The organism is Mesoterricola sp. MK458, assembly GCF_055384935.1.
Genome location: NZ_AP045075.1, coordinates 687,679 through 711,604 on the forward strand (window position 1 = coordinate 687,679; position 23,926 = coordinate 711,604).

The following is a 23,926-nucleotide window of genomic DNA, read 5'->3' on the forward strand; positions in this document are numbered from 1 at the left end:
ATGATCATCAAGCTCAAGCACCCCGTTCCCGCCCTGGAAGCCCTGGAAGGCGCCCGCCGCCTGGATTTCCCCTTCGGCCTCTTCCTGGCCCTGCTGGGCCCCGGCGGGCCTTCCCTGAAGGAGGTCCAGGCCCTGGAGGGCGTCGAGTGGGCCAAGGCCTCGGGCGCCAAGCCCATCCTGGCGGCCCGTTCCGCGGCGCCCCGGGGCACCCGGGTGGCCCTGGGGCGCGCCGAGGTGGGCGGCGAAGCCATCGCCCTCATGGGCGGTCCCTGCTCCGTGGAGGACCGGGAGCAGATCGTCTCCACCGCCAGGTTCATCGCCGCCTACGGGGCCACCGGCCTTCGGGGCGGGGCGTACAAGCCCCGCACCTCCCCCTACGCCTTCCAAGGCCTGGGGCAGGAAGGGGTCCTGCTGCTGCGGGAGGCGGGGGACGCCTCGGGGCTGCCCGTGATCACCGAGGTGATGGACCCCGCGGACGTGGAGGAGATGCTGCCCTTCGTGGACTGTTTCCAGATCGGCGCCCGGAACATGTCCAGCGCGCCGCTGCTGCGCGCCGTGGGGCGGGCCGGGAAGCCCGTGCTCCTCAAGCGCGGCCCCTCGGCCACCCTGGAGGAGTTCGTGCTGGCCGCGGAGTACGTCCTGCTGGAGGGCAACCCCCAGGTGATCCTCTGCGAGCGCGGCATCCGCACCTTCGAGACGGCCACCCGCAACACCCTGGACCTCAACGCCGTCCCCGTGCTCAAGGCCATGACCCACCTGCCGGTGGTGGTGGACCCCTCCCACGGCACCGGGCGCCGGGACGCGGTGATCCCCATGGGCCGGGCCGCCGTGGCCGCCGGGGCCGACGGGATCATCGTGGAGGTCCACCCCGAGCCCGCCCGGGCCCTGAGCGACGGCGCCCAGTCCCTGCATTTCCCCGAATTCCGACGCCTCGCCGAGGAACTGGGCCCCGTGGCCCGGGCCGTGGGCCGGCGCCTGGACAATGCCCGGAACCCCTCCGGCGTTCCGTACATCCGGCGCGCCGTGGGCTGGGGATCGGCCACGTGAGGAGCCTGCCATGACCAACCCCCTGCACCTTTCCGAGAACCTCTCCCTGGACGGGGCGCGGGCCTTCATGGAGGCCTGCCTCGATCCGGATTCCGACCCCGGGGCCGTGGGCCGGGCCCTGCTGGAGCTCAACGGCCGCCCCTTCCGGGGCACCGAGCTCACCGCCTTCGCCCAGGTGCTGCGCGGCCACGCGGTGGCCTTCCCCGCCCCCCGGGCCTCCCTGGACACCTGCGGCACCGGCGGGGACGCCCGCCAGGGGGTGCACACCGCCAACCTCTCCACCCTCTCGGCCCTGGCCCTGGCCCACCTGGGGGTGGACGTGGTCAAGCACGGCAGCCGCTCCGCCTCGAGCCTGTGCGGGTCCGCGGACCTGCTGGAGGCCCTGGGCCTGGACCTGGCCCGGCCCATGCCGCTCCTGGAGGACGACCTGCGGCGCAGCCACTTCGTGTTCCTCTTCGCGCCCCGGTTCCACCCGGTGCTGGCGCGCATGGTGCCCATCCGCCGCGCCCTGGGCGTGCCCACGGTGTTCAACATGCTGGGTCCCCTCCTGAACCCTGCCCGCCCCGCCTACCAGGTGCTGGGCGTGGCCCGGGAGGCGTGGGTGGTGCCGGTGGCCGAGGCCCTGGCGGCCCTGGGCCTGGAGCGGGCCCTGGTGGTGCACGGCACCACCGCCGCGGGCGCGGGCATGGACGAGGCGTCCCTGGAAGGCCCCACCCTGGTGCAGCCGGTGCGGGCGGGGCGGCTCCTGCCCGCCGTGCGTTTCACGCCCGGGGAGGCCGGGGTGCGCCGCGGCCTCGAGCCCGCCGCCGCCGGTTCCCTGGAAGCCTGCGTGGACCTGGCCCGCGGCCTCGCAGGGGGCAAGGGCCATCCGGACTATTCCCCACGCGTGGCCGAGGAGGTGGCCCTCCAGGCCGCCCTGGGCCTCGCCCTGGTGCGGGACCAGGAGCTGTGCGGGCTGGGGCGCCTGGTGGCCGAGGTTCGGGCATCCCTGGAGGCCGGGCTGCCCCTGCCGTCCCTCCTGTCGCTGGCGGCCTAGCCATGGCGGAAATCCTTTCGGCCATCGTGGAGCGCGAGCGGCTGCGCATCGCGGAGCAGACCTTCCAGAATCCTTTCCGCGGCCCGCTGCGGGGCGAGGGCCCCTTCGAGCTGGCCCTGCGCCGGGCGCCCCTGCCGGTCATCGCCGAGTTCAAGCGGGCCTCGCCCTCGCTGGGGCCCTTCGCCCTCGACGCGGACCTCGCCTTCCAACTGGGCGCCTACGCACGGGGCGGGGCGGCGTGCCTTTCCGTGCTGGCCGAACCGCACTGGTTCGGCGGGCGCCCGGGGGACATCCCCCTGGCCCTGGGCTTCGGCCTGCCGGTGCTCTACAAGGGCTTCGTCTGCACACGCAGGCATCTGGAAGAGGCCGCGGCCCTGGGAGCCCAGGCGGTGTTGCTCATCGCCAGGGTGCTGGGCGGCGAGCTTCCGGCGTACGCATCCGCGGCGCGGGCCCTGGGGCTGGAGCCGCTGGTGGAGCTGCACGCGGTCCACGAGATCGCCGCGGCCCAGGAAAGCCATGCGCGCCTGGTGGGGTGGAACGTGCGCAACCTCGCGGACTTCTCGGAGGGTCCCGCCGACGCGGAGCCCCTGCGGCGGGCCTTCCCGGGGGCCCTGCTCATCCGGGAATCGGGCCTGCGCAGCCCGGAACTGGCCCGGGAGTCCCTGGCCCAGGGCTTCGACGCCCTGCTCATCGGCGAGTCCCTCATGCGCACCGCGGACCCGGCGGCGTTCCTCAAGGCGGTGCGGCCGTGATGGCCAAGGTCTGCGGCCTGACCACCCCCGGCGACGTCGCTTGGGCCCTGGCCTCCGGGGCGGACTGGCTGGGCTTCCTCGCCCATGCCGCGAGCCCCCGCCACTGTCCGGACCCCCTTCTGCCCCGGCTGGCCGGGGACAGGGCGGTGCTGGTGGCGGTGGCGGATGACGCGGAGGAGATCACGCGGTGGGCCGATCTCTGCGGGGCCCGGTGGGTGCAGCCCTACCTGCCGGACCGCGGCGGCCTGGACCGCCTGCGGGCCCGGGGGCTGCGCATCCTGCTGCCTTGGCCCGACGAACCCGGGCAGGAGCCGGCGCCCGCAGACCTGTACCTCTGGGAGACCGGTCCCAAGGCCACCGGCCTTCTGGGCGGCTCCGGCCTGGCCCACGCGGGGGCCCATCCTCCGCCCGGGCCCTTCCTCCTCGCCGGTGGACTCCGGGGGGGCCTGCTGGCGGAGCGCCTGGGGGCGCTGCCCGCGCACCTGGACTGCCGGGGCTTCGACGCGGCCAGCCGCCTGGAGCGCGCCCCCGGATTGAAGGATCCCGCCCTGGTGGCGGCTTTCGTGGCCGAAGCCCACGGATTGGAGACTCGATGACCTCGGAATTCACCCTTTCGGGGCGCTACGGCGCCCAGGGCCTGGGGGGCTGCTACGCCCCGGAGACGCTCATGCAGCCCCTGCTGGACCTGGAGGCGGCCTTCGTCTCGGCCCTGGCCGATCCGGCCTTCGTGCGCGAACTCAAGGAGGAGCTGCGCACCTTCGTGGGCCGGCCCACGCCGCTCACCTCCGCCCCGCGCCTGGCGAAGGAGCTGGGCCTCCACGCCCTCTACCTCAAGCGCGAGGACCTGGCCCACACCGGCGCCCACAAGATCAACAACGCCCTCGGCCAGGCCCTCCTGGCCCGGCGCATGGGCAAGCGCGAGGTCATCGCCGAGACGGGCGCGGGCCAGCACGGCGTGGCCTGCGCCGCGGCCTGCGCGCGCCTGGGCCTTTCCTGCATCGTCTACATGGGTGAGGCGGACATGGCCCGCCAGGCCCCGAACGTGGCCCGCATGCGGCTCTTCGGGGCCGAGGTGGTGCCGGTGACGGCGGGGCGGCGCACCCTCAAGGAGGCCGTGAACGAGGCCCTGCGCAGCTGGGCGGGCCGCTGCGACCGGGCCCACTACATCCTGGGCTCGGCCCTGGGCCCGCATCCCTACCCGCTCATCGTTCGCACCTTCCAGACCGTCATCGGCGAGGAGGCCCGGGCGCAGGTGCTCGAGGCCTGCGGCGAACTGCCGGAGGTGGTGGTGGCCTGCGCGGGGGGCGGCAGCAACGGCCTGGGCCTCATGGTGCCCTTCAAGGCGGACAAGGTCCGCCTGGTGGCCGTGGAGGCCGGCGGTCACGGCGACGGCATCGGCGAGCATGCCGCGCGCGTGGACGGGGGACGCGTGGGGGTCCTCCACGGCTGCAGGAGCCTTCTGCTTCAGGACGAGCACGGATGGACCGCTGAGACCGCGAGCATCTCGGCGGGCCTGGACTACCCCTCCCTGGGCCCCGAATTGGCCGCCCTGTGCCTGGAGGGCCGGGTGGAGGCCCTGCGGGCCTCGGACGCCCAGGCCCTGGACGGGGCCCGGCGCCTCTGCCGCGCGGAGGGCATCCTGCCGGCCCTGGAATCCAGCCATGGCCTGGCCGTGCTGGGGCGGCTCGGCGCGCGCACCGTCCTGGCCGGCCTTTCCGGCCGCGGGGACAAGGACCTCGCCGCCTATCAATCCGCCCTGAATCCGGGAGCCTGACATGGAACCGATCCTTCCCTTCCTCATGGCGGGTGATCCCGCGCTCGCGGACCTACCGGCCCTGCTGGCCCGGTGCGGCGCCCTGGGGGTGGGCACCGTGGAAGTGGGCCTTCCCCATTCCGACCCCGTGGCCGACGGCCCCGTGCTGCAGGCCGCGGCCCACCGCGCGCTGGAGGCCGGGACCACGCCCCGGCGGGTGCTGGAGACCCTGGCCGGGGTGCCGGGGCCCGACGTGGTGCTGTTCACCTACTTCAATCCCCTGCTGGCCCTGGGGGACGACCTGGAGCGGCTCCTGGCGCCCACCCCCGTGAAAAGCCTCCTGGTGGTGGATCTCCCCGCCGGGGAGGAGCCCGGGTGGGAGGCCCGGCTGCGCGCGGCGGGCTACCCCATCGTGCCCCTGCTGGCCCCCACCACGCCCCCGGAGCGGGCCCGCCGCCTCCTGGACGCCCGGCCCGACCCCGGCCCGGGATGCCCCTTCGCCCAGCGCTTCGCCTACGTGGTGGCGCGCCTGGGGGTGACCGGCGCGGGGCAGGGCGCCGACCTGGGGGCCGTGGCCCGGCGCCTGGAGGCCCTGCGCGCGCCCGGAGATCCCGCCGGCCGGCCCCTGGCCGTGGGCTTCGGCCTGGACGACCCGGCGAGCCTGGAACGCGTGCGGGCCCTGGGGGCGGTGCCGGTGGTGGGCTCCGCCCTGGTGGCGGCCCTGGCGGCGGGCGCGGACCTGGAAACCTTCCTGGCGCCGCGCCTGGGGTCCGGAAGCCCGGAAACCGGCCGGGCCCATTAGGAATCATTCCTGCAAAGGGCGAGCCGAAGCCCTGGCGGCACGGCCTCACCGCACGGTGAGCCTCCTGCCCTCGGGGCTCTCCAGGTAGTCCAGGAGCCGGCGAAGGCTGGCGCTGGGCTTCCTGCCCTTGATGAGCAGGAGGATGGGCCGGGTGATGGCCGGGGTGACCGGGCTGTTGACCTTCAGGCTCTCCTGGGAGGCCTTGGGGGCGAAACCGATGGCGTGGGGCGTGGCGGCCACGGCCTGCACCAGGGTGACGCCGGCCGGGAACGTCCACTTGGAGGGGCCGAAGGCCGCCCCGTCCAGGACCTGGCCCCGGAAGGTGTCGTTGGTGGCCACCTGGGTGGGGTCCAGGAGGAGGACGACGGGGGCGTCGTCCCCGCCCACCTGCTTCCAGTTGGTGAGCCTCCCGGTGAAGAGGCCCTGGAGGTCCTCCCGGCCCAGTTCCAGGAGCAGCACGTCGGGGCTGGTGACCACCTGGATCTGGTCGGTGCCGATCTGGAACCGGGTGATCTCCTCCTCCGCGGGCACGCGCAGGTGCTTGGCCCGGATCGAGGCCAGCCAGTCCTCCCAGGTGAGGCCGCCCGAGGCGGCCTCCACCTGCCCGGCGTCCAGGAGGCGCCAGGCCTCGGGACTGCGGGCGTCCTTGAGCACCAGGCGGATGCCCGTGGCCTTCTCGAAGGGGCCCTGGATGCGGTTGAAGATGTTCTGGGCCGGCGTGATGCCCACGGCCAGGACGAGGTCCTGGGCCCGGAGGCAGATGGCGGCGAAAGCGAGGAGGCAGATCCGGGCCCGGTTCATGTGAACTCCTTATAGGCTGGAGGGGCGGTGCGTGCCGCAGATCGTCAAACCTCCTTATCGGAGCTTTCGTGATTCTCTTGATTTCCTCCGCCAAGAAGATGGACTTTGAACGGCCCGTTCCCGAGGTTCCCGCCGCCCTGCCGGCCCACCTCCCGCAGGCCCGCACGCTCGCAGGCCTCCTGAAAAAACTGGATCCCAAGGCCCTGGGAAAACTCATGGCCATGTCCGAGGACCTGGCCGTCCTGACGGCCGGGCGCTATCGCGCCTGGAAGCCCCCGTTCACTTCCGTGAATGCGCGCCCGGCCGCTCTCGCCTACAGCGGGGAAGCATACAACGGGCTGGGCGCCTGCACCCTGGGCGCCGAGGACCTGGCCTTCGCCCAGGACCGGCTGCGCATCCTTTCGGGCCTCTACGGCCTCCTGCGGCCCCTGGACCTCATCCAGCCCTACCGGCTGGAGATGGGAACCCGCCTGGCCAACCCCAAGGGGCCGGACCTCTACGCGTTCTGGGCGGGGACGCTCACCCACGCCCTGAAGGCGGACCTGGCCGGAGGCCCCCTGGTGAACCTGGCCTCGGGGGAGTTCTCCCGCGCCGTGGACCTCCCGCCCGGCACGCTGACTCCGGTGTTCCTGGACGGCGGCAAGGTGGTGAGCTTCCACGCCAAGCGGGCCCGGGGCCTCATGTGCCGCTTCGCCATCCGGAACCGGATCACGGAGCCCGCGGGGCTTAAGGCCTTCGATGCCGAGGGCTACGCCTTCGACGCGGCGGAGAGCGCCCGGGAGCGCTGGGTCTTCAGGCGTTAGAGAAACCTTCCCGCGGCCCCAGTCCCCCGGGGTACCCCGTTCACGAACACCTCCAGGATCCCCTCCGCGGCCTGGGCGGGGTGGTCGTAGGTGGCCGTGTCCCGCACCCGGGCCGGATCGAAAAGCACCAGGTCCGCGTGGCACCCGGGCTTCACCAGGCCCCGGCCCTCCAGGCCGAAGACCTCCGCGGGCAGGCTCGTCATCCGGTGCACGGCTTCCTCCAGGGTCAGCAGGCCGCGCTCGCCCACGTAGACGCGGAGGAAGCGCGGGAAGGTTCCCCAGAGCCGGGGGTGGGGGTGGACGTCGTGGGGCAGGCCGTCGGAGCCCACCATGCACCGGTCGAAGGTCAGGAAGCGTTCCACGTCCGCCTCGTCCATGTGGAAGTAGACGGCGCCTCCGGGCTTGAGGCGCTCCAGGGCCTGGGCCTCGGTGCAGCCCCAGCCCTTGGCCACCTGGGCGAGGGTGTGGCCCGCGGCCCTGGGGTGGGGCAGGGACCAGGACACCAGCACCTTGACGGACTGGGACGCGAAGGCCGGGTCCAGCACCGTGGAACCGGCGGTGTAGGGGTAGGCGTCGATGGCGAAGGGGACGCCGGCGCCCTCCTCGGCGTAGATGCCCAGGAGCTCGGGGCTGCGGCCGCGGTTGGCCCTGCCGCACACCTTCTGGTGGCTGAGCACCAGGAAGGCTCCGGATTCCCGGGCGCAGCGGAAGGCTTCCCGCGTGGCGCCGGCGACCCCGTCGAACTCGTCGCGCACGTGCATGGCCAGGCGCCCCCCGCGGAGGGCCGCGGCCCGGGCCAGGGCCACCACCTCGGCGGTGTCGGCGCCCACGTTGGTCGGGTAGGCCAGGCCGGTGCTGAGGCCGCGGGCGCCGGCCTCCATGGCCTCCTCCACGTCGCGCACCATGGACCGAAGCTGGGCGGGATCCGCCGGCCCGGTCCAGTCCTCCATGGCGCGCACCCGGAGCGTCCCGTGGCCCACCAGGGCGGCCACGTTCGTGGTCAGCGGGGCCTCCTGGAGGGCCCGGGCGTAGGCGGCGAAGGTGGGGAAGGCGAAGTCCTCGGCCGCGCCCAGGAGGTCCAGGGGGGCGGGGGGGGCCTGGCGGAGGGACAGGGGCGCCAGACTGATGCCGCAGTTGCCCACCACCACCGTGGTGACCCCCTGGCTCAGCTTGGGAAGGATGGTCTCGGCCCGGAAAACCGCCCGGTCGTCGTGGGTGTGGGTGTCCACGAACCCCGGCGCCAGCACCTGGCCCTCGGCGTCCAGCACCGCGGCGGCGCGGGCCGCGCCCAGGTCCCCCACCGCGTGGATCCGGCCGTCCAGGAGCCCCACGTCCGCCTTGAAGCGGGGGCTTCCCGTGCCGTCCACCACGAAGGCGTTCCGGATGAGGGTATCGAAGACGGGCTGGGGGGCGTCCATGTCATTGCCAGGATAGCTGAGATTGCGTATCATTGGTTACTTCCGAGAGGCGCTGCAAGGCATCTCCATGTCCCAGGCTCGGAAGCTTGTGCTCCCAACGGCGCTTACCTTGAAACCTCAGCCGGGTTCGCGGGTAGGCGAGGGAACGCCGCCCGGTTTCCCCATCCGGCAGCCGCACAGGAGTTACCATGACCGCCACCGATTTCAAGGTCGCCGACCTGTCCCTGGCCCCCTGGGGCCGCCGTGAGATCGCCATCGCCGAGACCGAGATGCCCGGCCTCATGGCCATCCGCGAAGCCTACGCGGGTTCGCAGCCCCTCAAGGGCGCACGCATCGCCGGTTCGCTCCACATGACCATCCAGACCGCGGTGCTCATCGAGACCCTCCTGGCCCTGGGCGCCGAGGTGCGCTGGGCCTCGTGCAACATCTTCTCCACCCAGGACCACGCCGCGGCGGCCATCGCGGCGGGGGGCACCCCGGTCTTCGCCGTCAAGGGCGAGAGCCTGGACGACTACTGGGACTTCACGCACCGCATCTTCGCCTTCAAGGAGGGCGCGGCCAACATGATCCTGGACGACGGCGGCGACGCCACGCTCCTGGTGCACCTGGGCGCCCGGGCCGAGAAGGACGCCTCCCTCCTGGACAAGCCCGGCAACGAGGAGGAGCGGGCCCTGTTCGGCGCCATCCGCCGCACCCTGGCCTCCGATCCCGGCTTCTATTCCCGGCAGCTGGCCGCGGTCAAGGGCGTCACCGAGGAGACCACCACCGGCGTGCACCGCCTCTACCAGATGGCCGCCAAGGGCGAGCTGCGGTTCCCCGCCATCAACGTCAACGACTCGGTCACCAAGTCCAAGTTCGACAACCTGTACGGCTGCCGCGAATCCCTGGTCGACGGCATCAAGCGCGCCACCGACGTCATGATCGCCGGGAAGGTGGCGGTCATCTGCGGCTACGGCGACGTGGGCAAGGGCTGCGCCCAGGCCATGCGCGCCCTCAGCGCCCAGGTGTGGGTCACCGAGATCGACCCCATCTGCGCCCTGCAGGCCGCCATGGAGGGCTACCGGGTGGTGACCATGGACTACGCCGCCGACAAGGCCGACATCTTCGTCACCGCCACCGGCAACCACCACGTCATCGACCACGGCCACATGGCGAAGATGAAGGACCAGGCCATCGTCTGCAACATCGGCCACTTCGACAGCGAGATCGACATCGCCTCGCTGGAAGGCTACCGGTGGGAGGAGATCAAGCCCCAGGTGGACCACGTGGTCTTCCCCGACGGCAAGCGCATCATCATGCTGGCCAAGGGCCGCCTCGTGAACCTTGGCTGCGGCACCGGGCACCCCTCCTACGTCATGAGCTCGAGCTTCGCCAACCAGACCCTGGCGCAGATCGAGCTGTTCACCAAGCAGGGCGAGTACAAGGTGGGCGTCTACACGCTTCCCAAGAAGCTCGACGAGCACGTGGCCCGGCTCCAGCTGAAGAAGCTCAACGCCCAGCTCACGGTGCTCACGGAGTCCCAGGCCCGGTACATCGACGTTGCCGTGGAAGGGCCCTTCAAGCCTGAGCACTACCGCTACTAGTGTTTTTCGACGCCCACTGCCACCTCCAGGACGCGCGCTTCGGCGACGGCCTGGAGGCGGTTCTGCGAAGGGCCGCGGAGGCGGGGGTGACCCACATGGTCTGCTGCGGCACCCGGGAGGAGGACTGGGACCGGGTGCTGGAACTGGGACGGCGCCCGGAGATCCTTCCCATGGCGGGCCTGCACCCCTGGTACGTGGACGGCGCGTCCCCGGACTGGGCGGCGCGGCTGGAAGCGGCCTTCGACGCCGGGGCCGGCGCGGGCGAATTGGGCCTCGACTTCTCCGATGGCAGGCCCTCCCGCGAGCTGCAGGAGGCCGCCCTGCGCGCCCAACTCGCCCTCGCCATCCGGCGGGACCTGCCGGTGTCGCTGCACTGCGTGAAGGCCGCGGGGCGGCTGCTGGAGATCCTGCGGGAGACGGGCCTGCCCGACGCCGGCGGCCTCGTTCACGCCTTCTCCGGCGCCCCGGAGGTGGCCCTGGATTTCCAGGCCCTGGGCCTGCACCTGTCCTTCGGGCGCGCCCTGACCGTCCACGGGGCCCGGCGGGCCCGGGCCTCCCTGGCGGTGCTGCGGGAGGACCGGATCCTCTTCGAGACGGATTCCCCCGACCTGCCCCCCGGAGGGGTGGCGGGACCCAACGAACCCGCCAACCTCCGGCTCGTGGCCGCGGCCTCGCCGCGCCCGGTTCCCGCCCACGAAAACGCTTCGCGCCTCTTCAGGAGATGGCTCGCATGAGATGGTACGCCCGCACGGAACAGCTCCTGGGCGCCGAGCCCCTGGCCCGCCTCGCCGAGGCGCACGTGGCCGTGTTCGGCCTGGGCGGCGTGGGCTCGTACGCCGTGGAGGCCCTGGCCCGGGCCGGCGTGGGGCACCTGCGCCTGGTGGACTACGGAACGGTGGACGCCACCAACATCAACCGCCAGCTGTTCGCCCTGCATTCCACCCTCGGGCGGCGGAAGGTGGACCTTGCCGCGGAGCGCGTCCTGGACATCAACCCCGCCTGCGACGTGGACGCCCGGCCCGGCTTCCTGGACCCGGAGACCGTCGCGGGCTTCCTGGACCCGCGCCCCCACCTGGTGGTGGACGCCATCGACTCCCTCAACTCCAAGGTCACCCTCCTGGAGGCCGTGCACCGCCTGGGCATCCCCGTGGTCTCCAGCATGGGCGCCGGCGGCAGGCTGGACGCGTCTCAGGTGCGGGTCGGAGATATCTCCGAGACCCTCATCTGCCCCCTGGCGCGCGTGGTGCGCCTGCGCCTGCGCCGGCGGGGCGTGGCCTCGGGCATCCCCTGCGTCTACTCCGTGGAGCCCGCGCAGAACACCACCCCCTACGAACCCGCGGACGTGGGCGAGCACCACGGCACGGGGCGGCGCCGGCAGCCCATCGGGACCGTGTCGTACATGCCGGCGCTGTTCGGGCTGAGGGTGGCGGAAGAAGTGATCCGGCGGCTTTTGGCGTAGCCCGATTTGAGGCTTCGGTATCTTCGGGTAAAGGACCTGTACGGTGCGCCAGGCAAAGCCTGGGCGAGGAGGACGGATGACCTAATCACCTGAAACCTCGCAATGGGACCCGATGGGTAGCCAACCCCATCTGGCAAAGCTGGCCAGCAGCCAGAAGCGAGTCTTGCGTGGTGGTGGGGTGACCCACCCTTCGAAGCGTAGACAGCGAGCGTATAGGCCGTGTGATCGAGCCTCGAAAGTCTTATTACCGTGGGAGCCGACGTTTTCGTACGAACGGAAGGCCGCACCTGAGAGCCGCAACGGCCTGGCTCAAAGGTCCCGCCGGGGTCGCAGAGCAGGGCATGTCCGCAGGGGGTCCCCCAGGAACCTGGGAGGCCCTGTCGTTTCCGCCTGGACCCGTGGTTGGGGACGCCACGATCCAAACAACCCTGGCCTGGACGGGGGGCACCGACCCGATCAGGAGCGAACAACCGGATGCGAAGGCGGTACCGCCAGCCGGAACCAAATGACGGCGGCGGGAAGGGCGGCAGGGAGTCGGAGCAGCTCGTAGTAGCGATGAAGGTGGGGAACCGTTCCGAGGGACCCGCTGGAGCCAAGGGGCTGCCAGATCACGGAATCGTTGGAGGGAAAGACCATGGGAATATCGACTCCCAGCTCGGTCTGCACGAAACAACAACGGATAGCGGAACTGTCCCGGCAAATGCCGGAGGCGGCAATTCGCAGCTTGTCCCACCACATGGACATCGAATGGCTTCAGGAAGCCTACCGGCAAACCCGTAAGGACGGGGCAGTAGGGGTGGATGGCCAAACAGCCCAGGAATACGCGGAGAATCTGGAGGCAAATCTCCAATCCCTGCTGAACCGAGCCAAAGCCGGCGACCCCTACAAGGCCCCTCCGGTGCGAAGGGTATACATCCCCAAAGCGGATGGAACCCAGCGTCCTCTGGGCATCCCCACCTTCGAGGACAAGGTCCTCCAGAGGGCGGTGGTCATGCTCCTGGAACCCCTCTATGAGCAGGACTTTCTGGACTGCTCGTATGGATTCCGGCCCGGGAGGTCGGCGCACCAGGCACTGCAGGCGATCTGGCAGCAGACGATGAACCTGAGCGGTGGGTGGCTGCTAGACGTGGATATCCGGCAGTATTTCGACACGCTGGACCACGGCTGCCTGCGGGAAATCCTGGACAAGCGGATGCGGGACGGAGTGGTAAAGCGTCTGATCGGCAAATGGCTGAAGGCGGGGGTTCTCGACCAAGGATGCATCACGCACCCGGAAACGGGCACTCCCCAGGGGGGTGTGATCTCCCCGACCCTGGCCAACATCTACCTCCACGAAGTGCTGGACGTATGGTTCGAGCGGGAAGTGAAGCCCCGTCTGCGGGGTCAAGCCTTTCTGGTCCGCTACGCGGACGACTTCGTGATGGGCTTTGCCCTTGAGGAAGATGCCCGGCGAGTCCTGGAGGTGCTGCCGAAGCGCTTCGAAAGGTTCGGACTGAGGATCCACCCGGACAAGACCCGGCTGGTGGAGTTCCGGAAACCGAAGGAACCGCGGGACCCCGGAGGGGGACCCGGCAACTTCGACTTCCTGGGATTCACCCATTACTGGGGCAAGTCCCTCAAGGGGGCTTGGGTGGTGAAGCGGAAGACCTCGAAGAAACGGTTCAGCCGCGCCATCAAGGCCACAGGGGACTGGCTGAAGAAGAACCGGCATAACCGGCTCTCGGACCAGCACAAGACCCTGCGCCAGAAGCTAATCGGACACTACAACTACTACGGGATTACGGGGAACTTCAGATCCATCAGGAACTTCGCTCGGGAGGTGAGTCACCTCTGGAAGAAGTGGCTGGGCCGGAGATCCCAAAGGGCAGTCCTGACCTGGGAGGCCATGGAGAAGGTGTTGAAGCGGTTCCCGCTCCCGCCCCCAAGGCTGAAGCGGACAGTGACGCTCATGCCCGCAGCTACTCACGTGATCTGAGGAGCCGGATGCCTTAATCGGGCACGTCCGGATCTGAGGGGGGTCTGGGGCGGCAACGCCCCGGGCCTACCCGACCCGAGAACGCAGAGGCGCTGAGTTGCGCCGAGGCTGCTTCGCGCATGGACGTATCGACCCATTCCGCCCAGGCCCTGCCCGCTGTCGCGGGCAACGCCGCTCACGCGGCGCACGGCTGGGTGCGCTGGTCCTGCCACATGCGAGCCTGTGGGTGACCAGCGCCCCCATCCGTGAAGGGGCCTGGGCTTGGCGCACCGGATGCCGGACCGGGTCGTGGTGCGGTCCTGGATCTTGGTTCGCTTTCAGGCTCTGTCCCGGCTGAGTATCAGACGTTGGATGCCGCCGTCCTTCAATGGACAGGCCCAGAAGTTGAGCAGCAACCCGACCTCCTAGCCGGAAAGACGGAGGTAGGTGAGCACTTGGGCTTGGTGGATGGGGGTGAGCTTTTCCACCGTTTTTGCCTCCACGACCACGGCATCGTCCACCAGGACGTCAATCCGGTAGGATTCGGGAACCAGAAGACCCTCGAAGGTGATGTCCAGCTTGATTTCCACCATGACGTGGTGCCCCTTCAGTCGTAGGGCATGGGCCAGACAGACCTTGTAGGGCTTTTCGTAGAGCCCGATTCCGAGGCTGCTTTGGACGCGCATGGCGGACTCCAGGATGGAACGGGTCAGGTCGGTGTGAGGACGGTAGTCGGGAACGTTCTGTGGCATTCCGAACCTCCTTCCGGGAGGGTTCCTCGACCCCCAGGAAAGTTCCCACCCCCGCCTTCTGAACCGATTGCCGAGCCCAGGCCCGTCCAAGGCAGGGGGCGCTGGCCCGCCACAGGCTCGCATGGGGAAGGGCCAGCGCCCCCTGCCGCGCGTCGCGGCAGCGACGCGGACCGCGATAGCGGTCAGGGCCTGGGCGGCATGGGTCGGCGCCAAGGATGCGAAGCCACCTCTGCGCAACTCCGCGCCTCGGCGTGCTCGGCGTACGGGTTCTTTACCCGAAACTTCCTCAACATTCCATTCGGGCGAAATGATTCCGCAAATTTAAACGGACTCCACGAGGTGCCCCGCCACCCAGGCCGCCACCGGGATGCTCAGGCCGTTTCCCAGCAGCTTGTACCGGGCCTCGGCAGACAGCTCCTCCGGGAAGGCCGGGACCGGGTCCCACCCCAGCAAACGCGCGGCCTCCGTCACCGAGAACCGCCGCACGCCCCGCGCCGTCTCCAGGAAGGATCCGCTGCCGACGTAGCGCCGGCCGTAGCCGCCGATGAAGCACGCGGTGCGGGCGGAATCCGCCGTCACCAGGTCCAGGCCGGGCCGGTGGCGCATGGCCTCGCCCAGGTAGAGGCCGGGGTCCTCGACGGGATCCAGGAAGCCCCGCAGGGGCGCCGGCGGAAGGCCAGGGAGCGCCCGCGCCGCTAGGGGCCCCCGGGAGGCCACCACGAAGACCCGGAGGCGCTGGTTGGGCAGGCCGAAACCCTGCGGATCGAGGGTGTATTCCAGCGCCTGGAAGCCGCCCTCCCGGAGCCGGTCCGTGAGCAGCGCGTGGGCCCCGGAGCCCAGGAAGCCCTCCACGGACTCCAGCACCAGGTGCCCCGGGGGGTGCTCCCCCAGGAGTTCCATCAGGCGGAGGAAGGCCCGGGAGCGCGGGTCCTCCAGGTCCTGGCGGTTGCCCATGCGGCAAAAGGGCTGGCAGGGTGGGCTCATCACCCAGGTGTCGGCGCCGTGCCGCAGGATTTCCGAAGCGGGAAGGGTGGCCAGTTCGCGTGCGATGGGGCGCTCGCCCCAGATGCGGGCGTAGGTGGCCAGGGCCGGCGGGCTGATGTTGTAGGCCGCGGCGATCACCGCCCGGGCGCCGAAGGCGCGGCGCCACCCGCCCATGCCGGCGAAGAACTCGAGGATGCGCAACGTCGAGGTCATGCTACCGGGCCATCCATGCGGGCAGGTCGCGCGGGGCGTGGAGGGATTGGCAGGGCCTGGCGTTCGTCACCTCAGCGTCCGTGCGCTGACCCCGTAGGCGATGGCCCCCACGAGGAGCCCGGCGGGCACATCCACCAGGTAGTGCGCCCGGAGGTACACCACCGCCGGCAGCATCACCGCCGTCACCAGCGCCAGGGGCGCGAACAGCACCTTCACCTCCCGCCGGGCCCAGAGGGTGAACAGCGTGGCCACGGCGATGTGGGAGCTGGGGAAGGCCCCGCCGCGGATCTCACCGCCCCGGGTGAAGAAGAAGAGGGCGTGGTTGAAGACGTACCCGTCGTAGAGCTGCGGGCCCTGCGCCGGGGGGAACCAGAAGTGGGGTCCGACGGTGGGGAACATCCAGAAGAGCGCGTAGCATACGAAGAAACAGGCCGTGGCGGCGAGGATCACCCGCTCGGCGGTGGCGTAGCCGGACCGCAGGAGGGCGGTGAACCCCACGATGGGGGTGAAGAAGTAGTAGGCGAGGTAGGCGAAGCAGAAGATCTCGGAGAGCCAGCGTTGGGGCAGGGCCGCGCGCCAGGCCAGAGAAGGCTGGCAGCCGAAAAGGGCCTGGTCGGCCCGGGCCAGGTGGGCGTCCAGGGGCAGGGCGTGGAACAGGGGCCACAGGGTCTGCACCTGGTGGTAGAAGCACCAGTAGATGAGAGGCGCATAGAAAAGTCGGAGCACCGTGGGGATGACCGCGTGCGTGTCCCGGCTCCAGCGGGCGACCAGGAGGCAGCCGGCGATCACCAGGAGGTTGACGCCCGCCTGGGCGCCACATCCGGGGGTTCCGCGAAGCCAGCCAAAGCCCAGGAAGGGCAGGGTGGCCAGGGCGTAGCCCACCACCCAGCGGTCCAGGGGGCGCCAGGCCCCCAGGGGGGCGGCGAGGCCGAAGGGGCGCTTAGACACCCTCCTAAAGCCAGCCATGGTCCCGGTACCAGCGGACGGTTTTCCAAAGGGCCTGGTCCAGGGAGGTGCCTGGCGTCCAATCCAGCAGGGCCTGGGCCTTGGCGGGGCTGGCGACCCAGGCGGGGGCGAGCATTTCCACCACCTTCTGGGGGGAGAAAATTTCCGGGCGGCCCCGGAGACGGGCGGCAAGTCCGGCCACCTGGCCCGCGGCCCGGATTGCGGTTTCCGGGAGGTGCAGCTCGCGGCACTTCCGGCCCAGGGCCCGGGCGATGTGCCGGCCCAGGTCCAGCCAGGTGACGGGCTCGGGGTTCACCAGGGGAAGGATCTCCCCCGGGGGCAGGGGGACGTCCCCCGCCCGCTGGATGCCCTCGGCCAGGTCCGGGGCGTACACCAGGGAGTACCACCGCTCCCGGGCGCCGGGCACCGGCAGGAACCCCCGGGCGGCGATGCGGAAGTACGCCAGCACGTCCCGGTCCCGGGGACCGAAGACCACCGGGGGACGCACGATGACGCTGGGAAGGCCCGAGGCCAGGACCACGCGCTCGGCCTCGAGCTTGCTGCGGCCATACCAGGTGAGGGGGGTGTCGGCGGCGCCCTCGGGGCGCGGCTCGGGGCCGCCCGGGCTGGGGCCGGCGGCGGCGAGGCTCGAGACGAGGACGAAGCGTTCCAGCCCGGGGGGGCACGCCTGGACGAGGTTCCGGGTCCCGTCGCGGTTCACGGCCAGGAGGTCGGCTTCCCGGAAGCCCTTCAGGGCCCCGGCCAGGTGGTAGACGCGGCGGACCCCGTCCAGGGCCGCCGGGAGGGTGCCGGGGTCGGTGAGGTCGCCCTGGGCCACTTCCACGCCCAGGCCTTCGAGGGCGGAGAGGTCGGCGCCGGGCCGGGCCAGGATCCGTACCCGGCATCCCTGCTGGGCGAGGCGCCCGCAGAGATGGGACCCTATGAACCCGTGGCCTCCGGTGACCAGGACGCTAGCAGGGGCGGTCATACACGCGGTAGGTCTTGGTGCGCTTCGCGCCCAGCTGGTGGAGGGGGCTCAGGAGGGCCTGGTTGTCCTCGAGGATCCAGCTCACCTCGGAGCCGCGGATCCCGGTGTTCAGAGAGTTGTGGATGGTGCGGTGGATCATCAGGAGGTCCAGCCCCCGGCGCCGGTACTGGGGGAGCACGCCCATGATCATCGTGCGCAGGCTGGAGCAGCCGGTGACCTTGAGCTTCCACAGGATCTTGAGGAGCCCGACGGGGAGCAGCTTGCCCTGGGCCAGTTTGAGCGCCTCGTTGGCGTCGGGGATGGAGACGATGAAGCCCGCGGGCACCCCGCCCACTTCCCCCACGAAGGCGAAGCGGGTGTCCACCAGGGGCTTGAGCTCCTTGGCGATGTACGCCACTTCGCGGTCGGTCCAGGGCACGAAGCCCCAGTTCTTCGCCCATGCCTGGTTGTAGGTTTCCCTCACGAAGGCCAGTTCCTGGGGCCACCGCTTCTTGTCGAGGGGCCGGATCCGCACGTGGCCGCCCCGGTCCAGGCGGTTGGCCACGGCCGTGAGCCGGTCGGCGCAGTCGGCCTTGGCCATGAAATAGGCGTAGAGGTCCTTGGTCTTGGCAAAGCCCGCGGCTTCGAACTGGGCGCCGTAGTAGGCGGGATTGTAGGGCATCATGACGGCGTTGTCCGCGTCGAAGCCCTCCACCAGGAGCCCCACGACGTCGTTGGTGGTCAGGTTCACGGGGCCCCGGGCCACGGTCTTGCCCTCGGCGCGCAGCCACGCGCAGGCCGAGTCGAAGAGGGCGTCGGCCACCGCCTGGTCCGGGATGCACTCGTAGAGGCCGAAAAAGCCCACGTGTGCCTCGTCCGGGTGGAACTGGCCGTAGCGGTCGTTGCGTACCGCGGCGATGGTGCCCACCACCTCGCCGTCCCGGGTGGCCAGGAAGGTCTGGACCTTGGCGTACTCGAAGAGCGGGTTCTTGAGGGGGTCCAGGAACTCCTGGCGTTCGAGGATCAGGGGTGGGACCCAGTGGGGCTCGGACCGGTGCAGGCGGTACGGGAAGCGGATGAAGGCCTCCGTATCCGCGGAACCCGCCGTGGCCCTGACCTGGATCCCGGAGGTCATGCCCCCTGCTCCAGGAGGCCGAAGTGGCGTCCGGCCTTCTGGAAGACGTCCAGGGCCCACTCCAGCTGCTCCCGGGTGTGGCCGGCGGTGACGGAGATGCGGATGAGGCTGCGGCCCGGAGGCACGCCGGGGGGCACCACGGGGTTCACGAAGATCCCGGCCTCCTTCAGGTAGCGCCACATCTTCATGCAGGTGTCGAACTCGCCCACCAGGATGGGGATGACGGGGGTCTCGCTCCGGCCCGTGTCGAAGCCGATCTGGTCGAAGCCCTGCTTGAGGAACCGGGCGTTCTCCCAGAGCCGGGCCAGCCGCTCGGGTTCGGCCTCCATGACCTCCAGGGCGCCCAGCACCGCGGCCACGCTGGCCGGGGAGGCCGAGGCCGAGAACATGTAGGGCCGCGCCACGTGCTGCAGGTAGTTGATCGTCTTCGCGCTGCCGGCGATGAAGCCGCCGATGGCGGCCAGGGACTTGGAGAAGGTGCCCATGATCAGGTCCACCTGGTCCGTGAGGCCGAAGTGGGCGGCGGTGCCCCGGCCTCCGGGGCCCAGCACGCCGAGGCCGTGGGCGTCGTCCACCATGACCTGGGCGCCGTAGCGCTGGGCCAGGGTCACGATGCCGGGCAGGTCGCAGATGTCGCCCTCCATGGAGAAGACGCCGTCGGTGACGATGAGCTTGGGGGCCTGGGCCGGAATGCGGCTGAGCTTCTCCTCCAGGTCGGCCATGTTGTTGTGGTCGTAGCGCACTAGGGTGCCGTGGCTGAGCATGCAGCCGTCCATGATGCAGGCGTGGATGTACTTGTCGCCGACGATGTACTCGCCCTTGTGCACCAGGCTGGAGATCACGCCGGTGTTGGTCTGGAACCCCGTGGGGAAGACCAGGGCGGCCTCCTTGCCCACCAGGGCCGCGAGTTTATGCTCGAGCTCCACGTGGATGGGCAGGGTCCCGTTGAGGAAACGGGAACCGGCGCAGCCGGTGCCGTACACCTCGATGGCCTCCAGGGCGCGCTCCTTGACCCGGGGGTGGGTGGTGAGTTCCAGGTAGGAATTGGAACCCAGCATCAGCTGCTTCTGCCCATCGACCATGACTTCGGTGGCCTGGCCGGTCTCGATGACCCGGTGGTAGGGGTAGATGCCCATGGCCTTCAGGTCGTCCGGGATGGTGAAGGCGGCGCACTTGTCCAAAACGCTCGGCAGCTTGACCGGGGCCGGGATTTCTAGGGCCGAGCCCGAACCACGGGGCTTGTGGGTCATCGTTCACCTCAAATTTTAATTAAGCTAACACAGTTGTTACGGAACCAACAAACGACCCGTCCTGTCACGACCTTGGGAATGAAAATACCATGCGCCGTGTGGCCCTGGGGTGGAAATCCCCGGTGCGCCCTGCGGAAGGGAATTTCGGGATGAATGGGGTCATCAATCCCCATGAAACCCTGTGGGGACGCTGGTCTTGGTGGCCCTGGGGGCGGCGGGGGGCCGGAACGCGGAATGGTTCCAGGTTGGAATGCTGAAGTTTAAATAATTGTTCCCTTGCGATGCCCCTTTCGAAGCGGATATTTGCATGAGAGGTTAATAGAATGCACTGGATCGAGGACCGCATCCGCTCCGCAACCCTCTTCACGCTGGGCGCCACCCTGCCGTTCCTGGCTCTGCTCGGGCTGGGCCTGTTTGGGGCCCTCCTCCTCCTTCTTCCCGTCCGGGGCCTGGCGATCCTGGCCTGGCCCGCGGGGGCCTTTCTCCTGGCCAACGCCCTCCATGGCCTCGCCCTTGCCTTCAGGGGCTTTCCCAGGCCCCCGGGCCGCGTCCTGAAGCCCGGCGAAGCCCCCGCCCTGGAGGCGCGCCTGGAGGCGGCCCGGGAGGCCTGGCAGGGGCCCCGGTCCCCCCAGGTGATCCTGGCGCCCGACGCCTGGGGCGTGGAGCTCACGGGCGTGCCCATGGGGGGCCTGTTCGGGTGGAGCCGGTACCACTGGTATGTGGGCATCTACCCCCTGCTGGCCCTCAGCCTCCGGGAACTCGACGCCGTGGCGGAATGGGAGGTGGTCTTCTGGTCGGACTACCAGGGCTGGCTGAACCTCCAGGTGAAGCGGCTGGCCACCTATTGGTACCGGGTCCACCTTCTCGTGGAAACCTCCCTGCGGGGCGGCGCCCCGGGCTGGCGCCGGTGGTGCACCGCCTTCCTGCGACCTTACTCCCGCTGGGTGGTGGCGGCCTTCCAGCCCTTCCTGGCGCGGGAGTTCATCCGTACGGACCGGGCCATCGCCGAACGCCATGGGACGCCCACCCTGGTGCGGGCGCTGTGCCGGCTGGCCATCCTGCAGCCGCTGGTGGCCCGTCGGGGGTTCGCCAGCTTGGACGCCCGTCTTGACGCCGGCCTCCCCCTCCCCGAGGACCTCCACCGCCACCTGGGGGAGGTGCTCGCCGCCTGCCCCGAGGGCGCCGACGGCATGCTGGAACTGGCCCTGGACGGCCTCCAGAAGGAGGCTCCGCCCCTGCTGCGGCTGCGCCTGGACTACCTGCAGGCCAAGGCCCGGGTGCCCATGCCCCCGGTGGCCCACGCGTTCCGCTCGCTCCTGGAGGGCACCCCCGTGGCCGCGGAGGTGGAAGGGGCCTGGAAGGCCCGCATCCAAGCCTGCGCCGAGGAGGCGGTCCGGGGCTGGGCGGCGGGCGTCGCGCGCTACCGGGAGCTCACCGAGGCCATGGAGGGGGTCTTCCCGGACCACCCCGACGCCCTGGAGTACCTCCGGCTCGCCTACGAGCACGCCCCCTTGCCCCGGTTCGACGCGGCCCTGGGCATGTACCGGGCGGCCCACGGGACCTGCATCGAAGCCGCCTTCCTTTCCATCCGGCGTGCCCTGGATCGCGGACGCGACAGCGCAGCGGTCTTCGAGGCCCGCGAGCTGATCCACCGCGACCCGGCCCTGGCTCCGGCCTGCCACGAGCTGCTGGCGCACCACCTGCGCGCCCGGGGGGACCACGCGAACGCCGACAAGGAGGGGGACCGGGCCCTGCGCGCCACGGCCCTGGTGGAGAAGGTCCAGCGCGAGCGCATGGGCGTCACGCTCCTGGACGCCCTGGAGTCCCACCACTGCAGCCCTTCGGCGCTGCAGGAGATCCAGCGGGTGTGCCTTTCCGATGACCGGGTCGCCGAAGCCCACCTGGTGCGCAAGAAGGTGATCTTCCACGCCGAACGGCCCGTCCTGCTGTTGGTGGTCCGCTGGAAGGGCGCCTGGTGGGATCCCTTCGGGCGCAAGCGCCAGGCCTTCCAGCGGGAGTTGCAGGACGCCTGCCGGTTTCCCCCGGAGGCCACCGGGTTCATCCAGGTCGCCGGCCGGGCCTCCCTGTGGAGGTTCGAAGGCAAGCTCCGGCGACTGAACGGACTTATCTTCCGGAGGTGAGATCCAGGGTGGCGGCCAGGGCTCTGCCCACGGCCGCCAGGACCGGGGCGGGGGCGGAGCCGAGGCGGGCCTTCAGGCGCACCTTGTCCACGGTGAACACCTGCGTGCAGTTGGCCCAGGACACGGCCTTGAGTCCCGTGTCCGGGCCGGCGGGAACGGGGACATAGAACGAGAAGGGGCGGCCCTGGGTGGTGAGGGGCACGAGGATCGTCGTCCGGGCCCCCAGCGCCAGGTTGCCCTCGTCGCACTGGACGATGATGCCCGGGCGGAAACCCTGCTGTTCGGCCCCTGCGTGGCCCGCGCTGAAATCCAGCATCCAGATGTCGCCGCGCCGCGGGTTCACGACCGCTTCCTCGGCTTACCGGTTTCATGCTTCGCCCGGTACGGCAGGGGCGTTTCGGCGGCAAGGCTCCGCTGCGCTTCGAATGCGTACTCCACGTCCTGGGCGGCGGTGTCCTGGGCGTAGAGGGCCCAGTCGCGGGCGAGCTGGGCGCGCCGGTCCTCCTCGCGCCGGTGCTCCACCAGCCGGGCGAGGTAGGCGTTGACGCTGAGGCCCTGGCTCCGGGCCGCGTCCTGGAGAAAGGCCGCGAGATCGTCGGGGAGGCGCAAGGTGGTGCTGAACATGATTCGACCTCTTCCATCACTTTATGCCATCACCCAGGCGATGCAAGGCCCCGGCGTCACACGGCCGTCACATTCCGGCTACATACCCGACACCTGCATCGTCTAAGCTGGAGGTGTCGGAGCATGGCATGCAACATACGAAACCGTTCCGGTTCAGGCGCTTCCTGAACTGGTTTCCCCTTGGCCTCACCTACGCGACCATGTACATGGGCCGGTACAACTTCAATATCGTCAAAAGCGATATCGGGGCCTGGTACCACCTGGACAAGTGGGAGATGGGGATCATCGCCACGGCGGGATTCTGGACCTACGGCCTGGCCGTGGCCATCAACGGGCCGCTGGCCGACCGCATCGGCGGACGCCGGGCGATCCTCGTGGGGGCGCTGGGGGCCGCCCTGACCAACCTCCTGGTGGGACTCATGTTCCTCAACGGGTTCACCACCAAGCTGCTGGTGTCCATGAGCCTCCTCTGGAGCGTCAACATGTACTTCCAGAGCTTCGGGGCCCTGAGCGTGGTCAAGGTGAACAGCACCTGGTTCCACGTGCGGGAGCGGGGGATCTTCGGGGGCATCTTCGGGGTCATGATCAGTTCGGGCTACTTCCTGGCCACCTCCGTGGGCGCCTGGCTCCTGGCCAGCTTCAAGGGCTGGACCATCATCTGGTTCGCGCCGGTGGGGGCCATGGCCGTCATGGTGCTGGTGGACTACCTGCTGGTGCGCAACCGGCCCAGCCACGCGGGCCTGGCGGACTTCGACACCGGCGACGGCAGCGGTGCGCACCTGGCCGAGGACAAGCCCCTTCCCCTCAAGGAACTGCTGGCCAAGGTCATCGGCAATCCCGTGATCATCGCGTTGATCTTCGCGGAATTCTGCACGGGCTTCGTGCGCCAGGGGATCATGCTCTACTTCACGGAGTACCTGGAGGAGGTGTACCACCTCTCCAAGCGGGCGGCCCTCTTCGGCGCCACGGGCGTGGCCTTCATGATGGGCGGGATCTTCGGCGGGCTGCTCTGCGGGTGGATGAGCGACCGGCTCTTCCAGAGCCGGCGGCCGCCCGTGGCCTTCATCTTCTACCTGGCCCAGGTGGTCATGATCTGCCTGCTGGGCGCGGCCCTGGGGCGGGGCACCCACGGGGGCCAGGTGTGGGCCATCGTCCTGCTGGGCCTGACCGCCATGTTCATCTTCGGGGTGCACGGCATGCTCAGCGGCACCGCCTCCATGGACTTTGGCGGGCGCAAGGCTGCGGCCACCGTGGCCGGGGCCCTGGATGGCATCCAGTACATCGGCTCGGGCCTCACGGGCTTCGGCCTGGGCTGGGTCCTGAAGACCTACGGCTGGGACGGGGTGGGGGCCGCAGGCCACGCGCCCGCCAACGCCTGGGTGTGGGCCCTGTGCCTGGTGCCCTTCAGCCTCGTGGGGGCGGCCATCATGACGACCATCTGGAGGGCCCGGCCGGCCGGCGCGGGGCATTGAAGGAGGTTGGAGAGCGGTGGTAGGGTGGGATTCAA

23 protein-coding genes and 1 riboswitch are annotated in these 23,926 nt (G+C 70.4%); of the genes, 13 read left to right on the plus strand and 10 right to left on the minus strand.

Going from position 1 to position 23,926, the window contains the following annotated elements:
• The 6 genes from aroF to trpA are packed head-to-tail and all read left to right on the plus strand — an operon-like array spanning position 1 to position 5,390.
• Entirely contained in the window at positions 1 to 1,047 is a 1,047-nt protein-coding gene (aroF, locus tag ACZ5LB_RS02975) for a 3-deoxy-7-phosphoheptulonate synthase (RefSeq protein WP_464604669.1), read from the plus strand.
• 10 nt (positions 1,048 to 1,057) lie between these two features.
• The gene (gene trpD / locus ACZ5LB_RS02980; RefSeq protein ID WP_464604670.1) at positions 1,058 to 2,083 is read left to right on the plus strand and encodes an anthranilate phosphoribosyltransferase; all 1,026 of its coding nucleotides are present in this window, start codon (positions 1,058 to 1,060) and stop codon (positions 2,081 to 2,083) included.
• 2 nt (positions 2,084 to 2,085) lie between these two features.
• The gene (locus ACZ5LB_RS02985) at positions 2,086 to 2,835 is read left to right on the plus strand and encodes an indole-3-glycerol-phosphate synthase (RefSeq protein ID WP_464604671.1); all 750 of its coding nucleotides are present in this window, start codon (positions 2,086 to 2,088) and stop codon (positions 2,833 to 2,835) included.
• Positions 2,835 to 3,431: a hypothetical protein gene (locus ACZ5LB_RS02990; protein ID WP_464604672.1), complete on the plus strand. Its 597-nt coding sequence runs from the start codon at positions 2,835 to 2,837 to the stop codon at positions 3,429 to 3,431. Before ACZ5LB_RS02985 ends, ACZ5LB_RS02990 begins: the two co-directional genes overlap by 1 nt.
• Complete coding sequence (gene trpB / locus ACZ5LB_RS02995) at positions 3,428 to 4,609, plus strand: tryptophan synthase subunit beta (RefSeq protein WP_464604673.1); 1,182 nt, start codon at positions 3,428 to 3,430, stop codon at positions 4,607 to 4,609. Before ACZ5LB_RS02990 ends, trpB begins: the two co-directional genes overlap by 4 nt.
• Before the next feature lies 1 nt (position 4,610).
• Positions 4,611 to 5,390 carry a tryptophan synthase subunit alpha gene (gene trpA / locus ACZ5LB_RS03000; RefSeq protein ID WP_464604674.1) on the plus strand — a complete coding sequence of 260 codons (780 nt, stop codon included), beginning with the start codon at positions 4,611 to 4,613 and terminating at the stop codon, positions 5,388 to 5,390.
• A 45-nt stretch (positions 5,391 to 5,435) separates the two neighbouring features.
• Here the strand turns inward: trpA and ACZ5LB_RS03005 are convergent, their stop codons facing one another.
• Positions 5,436 to 6,191 (minus strand): substrate-binding domain-containing protein, encoded by a 756-nt coding sequence (locus ACZ5LB_RS03005; RefSeq protein ID WP_464604675.1) that lies wholly within the window; start codon positions 6,189 to 6,191, stop codon positions 5,436 to 5,438.
• Between the two features lie 68 nt (positions 6,192 to 6,259).
• Here ACZ5LB_RS03005 and yaaA point away from each other — a divergent pair, with 68 nt between their 5' ends.
• Positions 6,260 to 6,994, plus strand: a complete 735-nt coding sequence (gene yaaA, locus ACZ5LB_RS03010) for a peroxide stress protein YaaA (protein WP_464604676.1) — start codon at positions 6,260 to 6,262, stop codon at positions 6,992 to 6,994.
• On the opposite strand, the gene ACZ5LB_RS03015 is transcribed toward yaaA, so the two are convergent.
• Positions 6,991 to 8,412: an N-acyl-D-amino-acid deacylase family protein gene (locus ACZ5LB_RS03015; RefSeq protein ID WP_464604677.1), complete on the minus strand. Its 1,422-nt coding sequence runs from the start codon at positions 8,410 to 8,412 to the stop codon at positions 6,991 to 6,993. The two genes, yaaA and ACZ5LB_RS03015, sit on opposite strands and share 4 nt — an antisense overlap.
• A 38-nt stretch (positions 8,413 to 8,450) precedes the next feature.
• A riboswitch (S-adenosyl-L-homocysteine riboswitch) is annotated at positions 8,451 to 8,525 on the plus strand.
• A 75-nt stretch (positions 8,526 to 8,600) separates the two neighbouring features.
• Here ACZ5LB_RS03015 and ahcY point away from each other — a divergent pair.
• The 4 genes from ahcY to ltrA all read left to right on the plus strand — a co-directional run bounded on the left by ahcY (position 8,601) and on the right by ltrA (position 13,429).
• A complete protein-coding gene (gene ahcY, locus ACZ5LB_RS03020) occupies positions 8,601 to 9,995 on the plus strand; it encodes an adenosylhomocysteinase (protein ID WP_464604678.1) in 1,395 nt (464 codons plus the stop codon).
• Complete coding sequence (locus tag ACZ5LB_RS03025; protein WP_464604679.1) at positions 9,995 to 10,729, plus strand: TatD family hydrolase; 735 nt, start codon at positions 9,995 to 9,997, stop codon at positions 10,727 to 10,729. Before ahcY ends, ACZ5LB_RS03025 begins: the two co-directional genes overlap by 1 nt.
• Positions 10,726 to 11,454: a tRNA threonylcarbamoyladenosine dehydratase gene (locus ACZ5LB_RS03030; protein ID WP_464604680.1), complete on the plus strand. Its 729-nt coding sequence runs from the start codon at positions 10,726 to 10,728 to the stop codon at positions 11,452 to 11,454. The genes ACZ5LB_RS03025 and ACZ5LB_RS03030 overlap by 4 nt, the downstream gene beginning before the upstream one ends.
• A 724-nt stretch (positions 11,455 to 12,178) precedes the next feature.
• Entirely contained in the window at positions 12,179 to 13,429 is a 1,251-nt protein-coding gene (ltrA, locus tag ACZ5LB_RS03035; RefSeq protein WP_464602178.1) for a group II intron reverse transcriptase/maturase, read from the plus strand.
• Positions 13,430 to 13,833: 404 nt separating this feature from the next.
• On the opposite strand, the gene ACZ5LB_RS03040 is transcribed toward ltrA, so the two are convergent.
• The 6 genes from ACZ5LB_RS03040 to ACZ5LB_RS03065 all read right to left on the minus strand — a co-directional run bounded on the left by ACZ5LB_RS03040 (position 13,834) and on the right by ACZ5LB_RS03065 (position 19,540).
• Positions 13,834 to 14,160: a GxxExxY protein gene (locus ACZ5LB_RS03040; protein WP_464604681.1), complete on the minus strand. Its 327-nt coding sequence runs from the start codon at positions 14,158 to 14,160 to the stop codon at positions 13,834 to 13,836.
• A gap of 321 nt (positions 14,161 to 14,481) precedes the next feature.
• Positions 14,482 to 15,357 (minus strand): DNA cytosine methyltransferase, encoded by an 876-nt coding sequence (locus tag ACZ5LB_RS03045; protein ID WP_464604682.1) that lies wholly within the window; start codon positions 15,355 to 15,357, stop codon positions 14,482 to 14,484.
• Positions 15,358 to 15,423: 66 nt separating this feature from the next.
• On the minus strand, positions 15,424 to 16,305 hold the full coding sequence (locus ACZ5LB_RS03050) for a phosphatase PAP2 family protein (protein ID WP_464604683.1): 882 nt from the start codon (positions 16,303 to 16,305) through the stop codon (positions 15,424 to 15,426).
• 4 nt (positions 16,306 to 16,309) lie between these two features.
• Positions 16,310 to 17,290 (minus strand): NAD-dependent epimerase/dehydratase family protein, encoded by a 981-nt coding sequence (locus ACZ5LB_RS03055; RefSeq protein ID WP_464604684.1) that lies wholly within the window; start codon positions 17,288 to 17,290, stop codon positions 16,310 to 16,312.
• The gene (locus ACZ5LB_RS03060; protein ID WP_464604685.1) at positions 17,274 to 18,404 is read right to left on the minus strand and encodes an N-acetyltransferase; all 1,131 of its coding nucleotides are present in this window, start codon (positions 18,402 to 18,404) and stop codon (positions 17,274 to 17,276) included. The genes ACZ5LB_RS03055 and ACZ5LB_RS03060 overlap by 17 nt, the downstream gene beginning before the upstream one ends.
• Positions 18,401 to 19,540 carry an aminotransferase class I/II-fold pyridoxal phosphate-dependent enzyme gene (locus ACZ5LB_RS03065; protein WP_464606265.1) on the minus strand — a complete coding sequence of 380 codons (1,140 nt, stop codon included), beginning with the start codon at positions 19,538 to 19,540 and terminating at the stop codon, positions 18,401 to 18,403. Before ACZ5LB_RS03065 ends, ACZ5LB_RS03060 begins: the two co-directional genes overlap by 4 nt.
• Positions 19,541 to 19,977: 437 nt before the next feature.
• Between ACZ5LB_RS03065 and ACZ5LB_RS03070 the strand changes: the two genes are divergently transcribed.
• Positions 19,978 to 21,795 carry a tetratricopeptide repeat protein gene (locus tag ACZ5LB_RS03070; protein WP_464604686.1) on the plus strand — a complete coding sequence of 606 codons (1,818 nt, stop codon included), beginning with the start codon at positions 19,978 to 19,980 and terminating at the stop codon, positions 21,793 to 21,795.
• Here ACZ5LB_RS03070 and ACZ5LB_RS03075 read toward each other — a convergent pair.
• Both ACZ5LB_RS03075 and ACZ5LB_RS03080 read right to left on the minus strand, forming a co-directional pair.
• Positions 21,779 to 22,138: a type II toxin-antitoxin system PemK/MazF family toxin gene (locus tag ACZ5LB_RS03075; RefSeq protein WP_464604687.1), complete on the minus strand. Its 360-nt coding sequence runs from the start codon at positions 22,136 to 22,138 to the stop codon at positions 21,779 to 21,781. The two genes, ACZ5LB_RS03070 and ACZ5LB_RS03075, sit on opposite strands and share 17 nt — an antisense overlap.
• The gene (locus tag ACZ5LB_RS03080) at positions 22,135 to 22,419 is read right to left on the minus strand and encodes a hypothetical protein (RefSeq protein WP_464604688.1); all 285 of its coding nucleotides are present in this window, start codon (positions 22,417 to 22,419) and stop codon (positions 22,135 to 22,137) included. The genes ACZ5LB_RS03075 and ACZ5LB_RS03080 overlap by 4 nt, the downstream gene beginning before the upstream one ends.
• A gap of 128 nt (positions 22,420 to 22,547) precedes the next feature.
• Here ACZ5LB_RS03080 and ACZ5LB_RS03085 point away from each other — a divergent pair, with 128 nt between their 5' ends.
• The gene (locus ACZ5LB_RS03085) at positions 22,548 to 23,891 is read left to right on the plus strand and encodes an MFS transporter (RefSeq protein WP_464604689.1); all 1,344 of its coding nucleotides are present in this window, start codon (positions 22,548 to 22,550) and stop codon (positions 23,889 to 23,891) included.
• Positions 23,892 to 23,926: the final 35 nt, after the last annotated feature.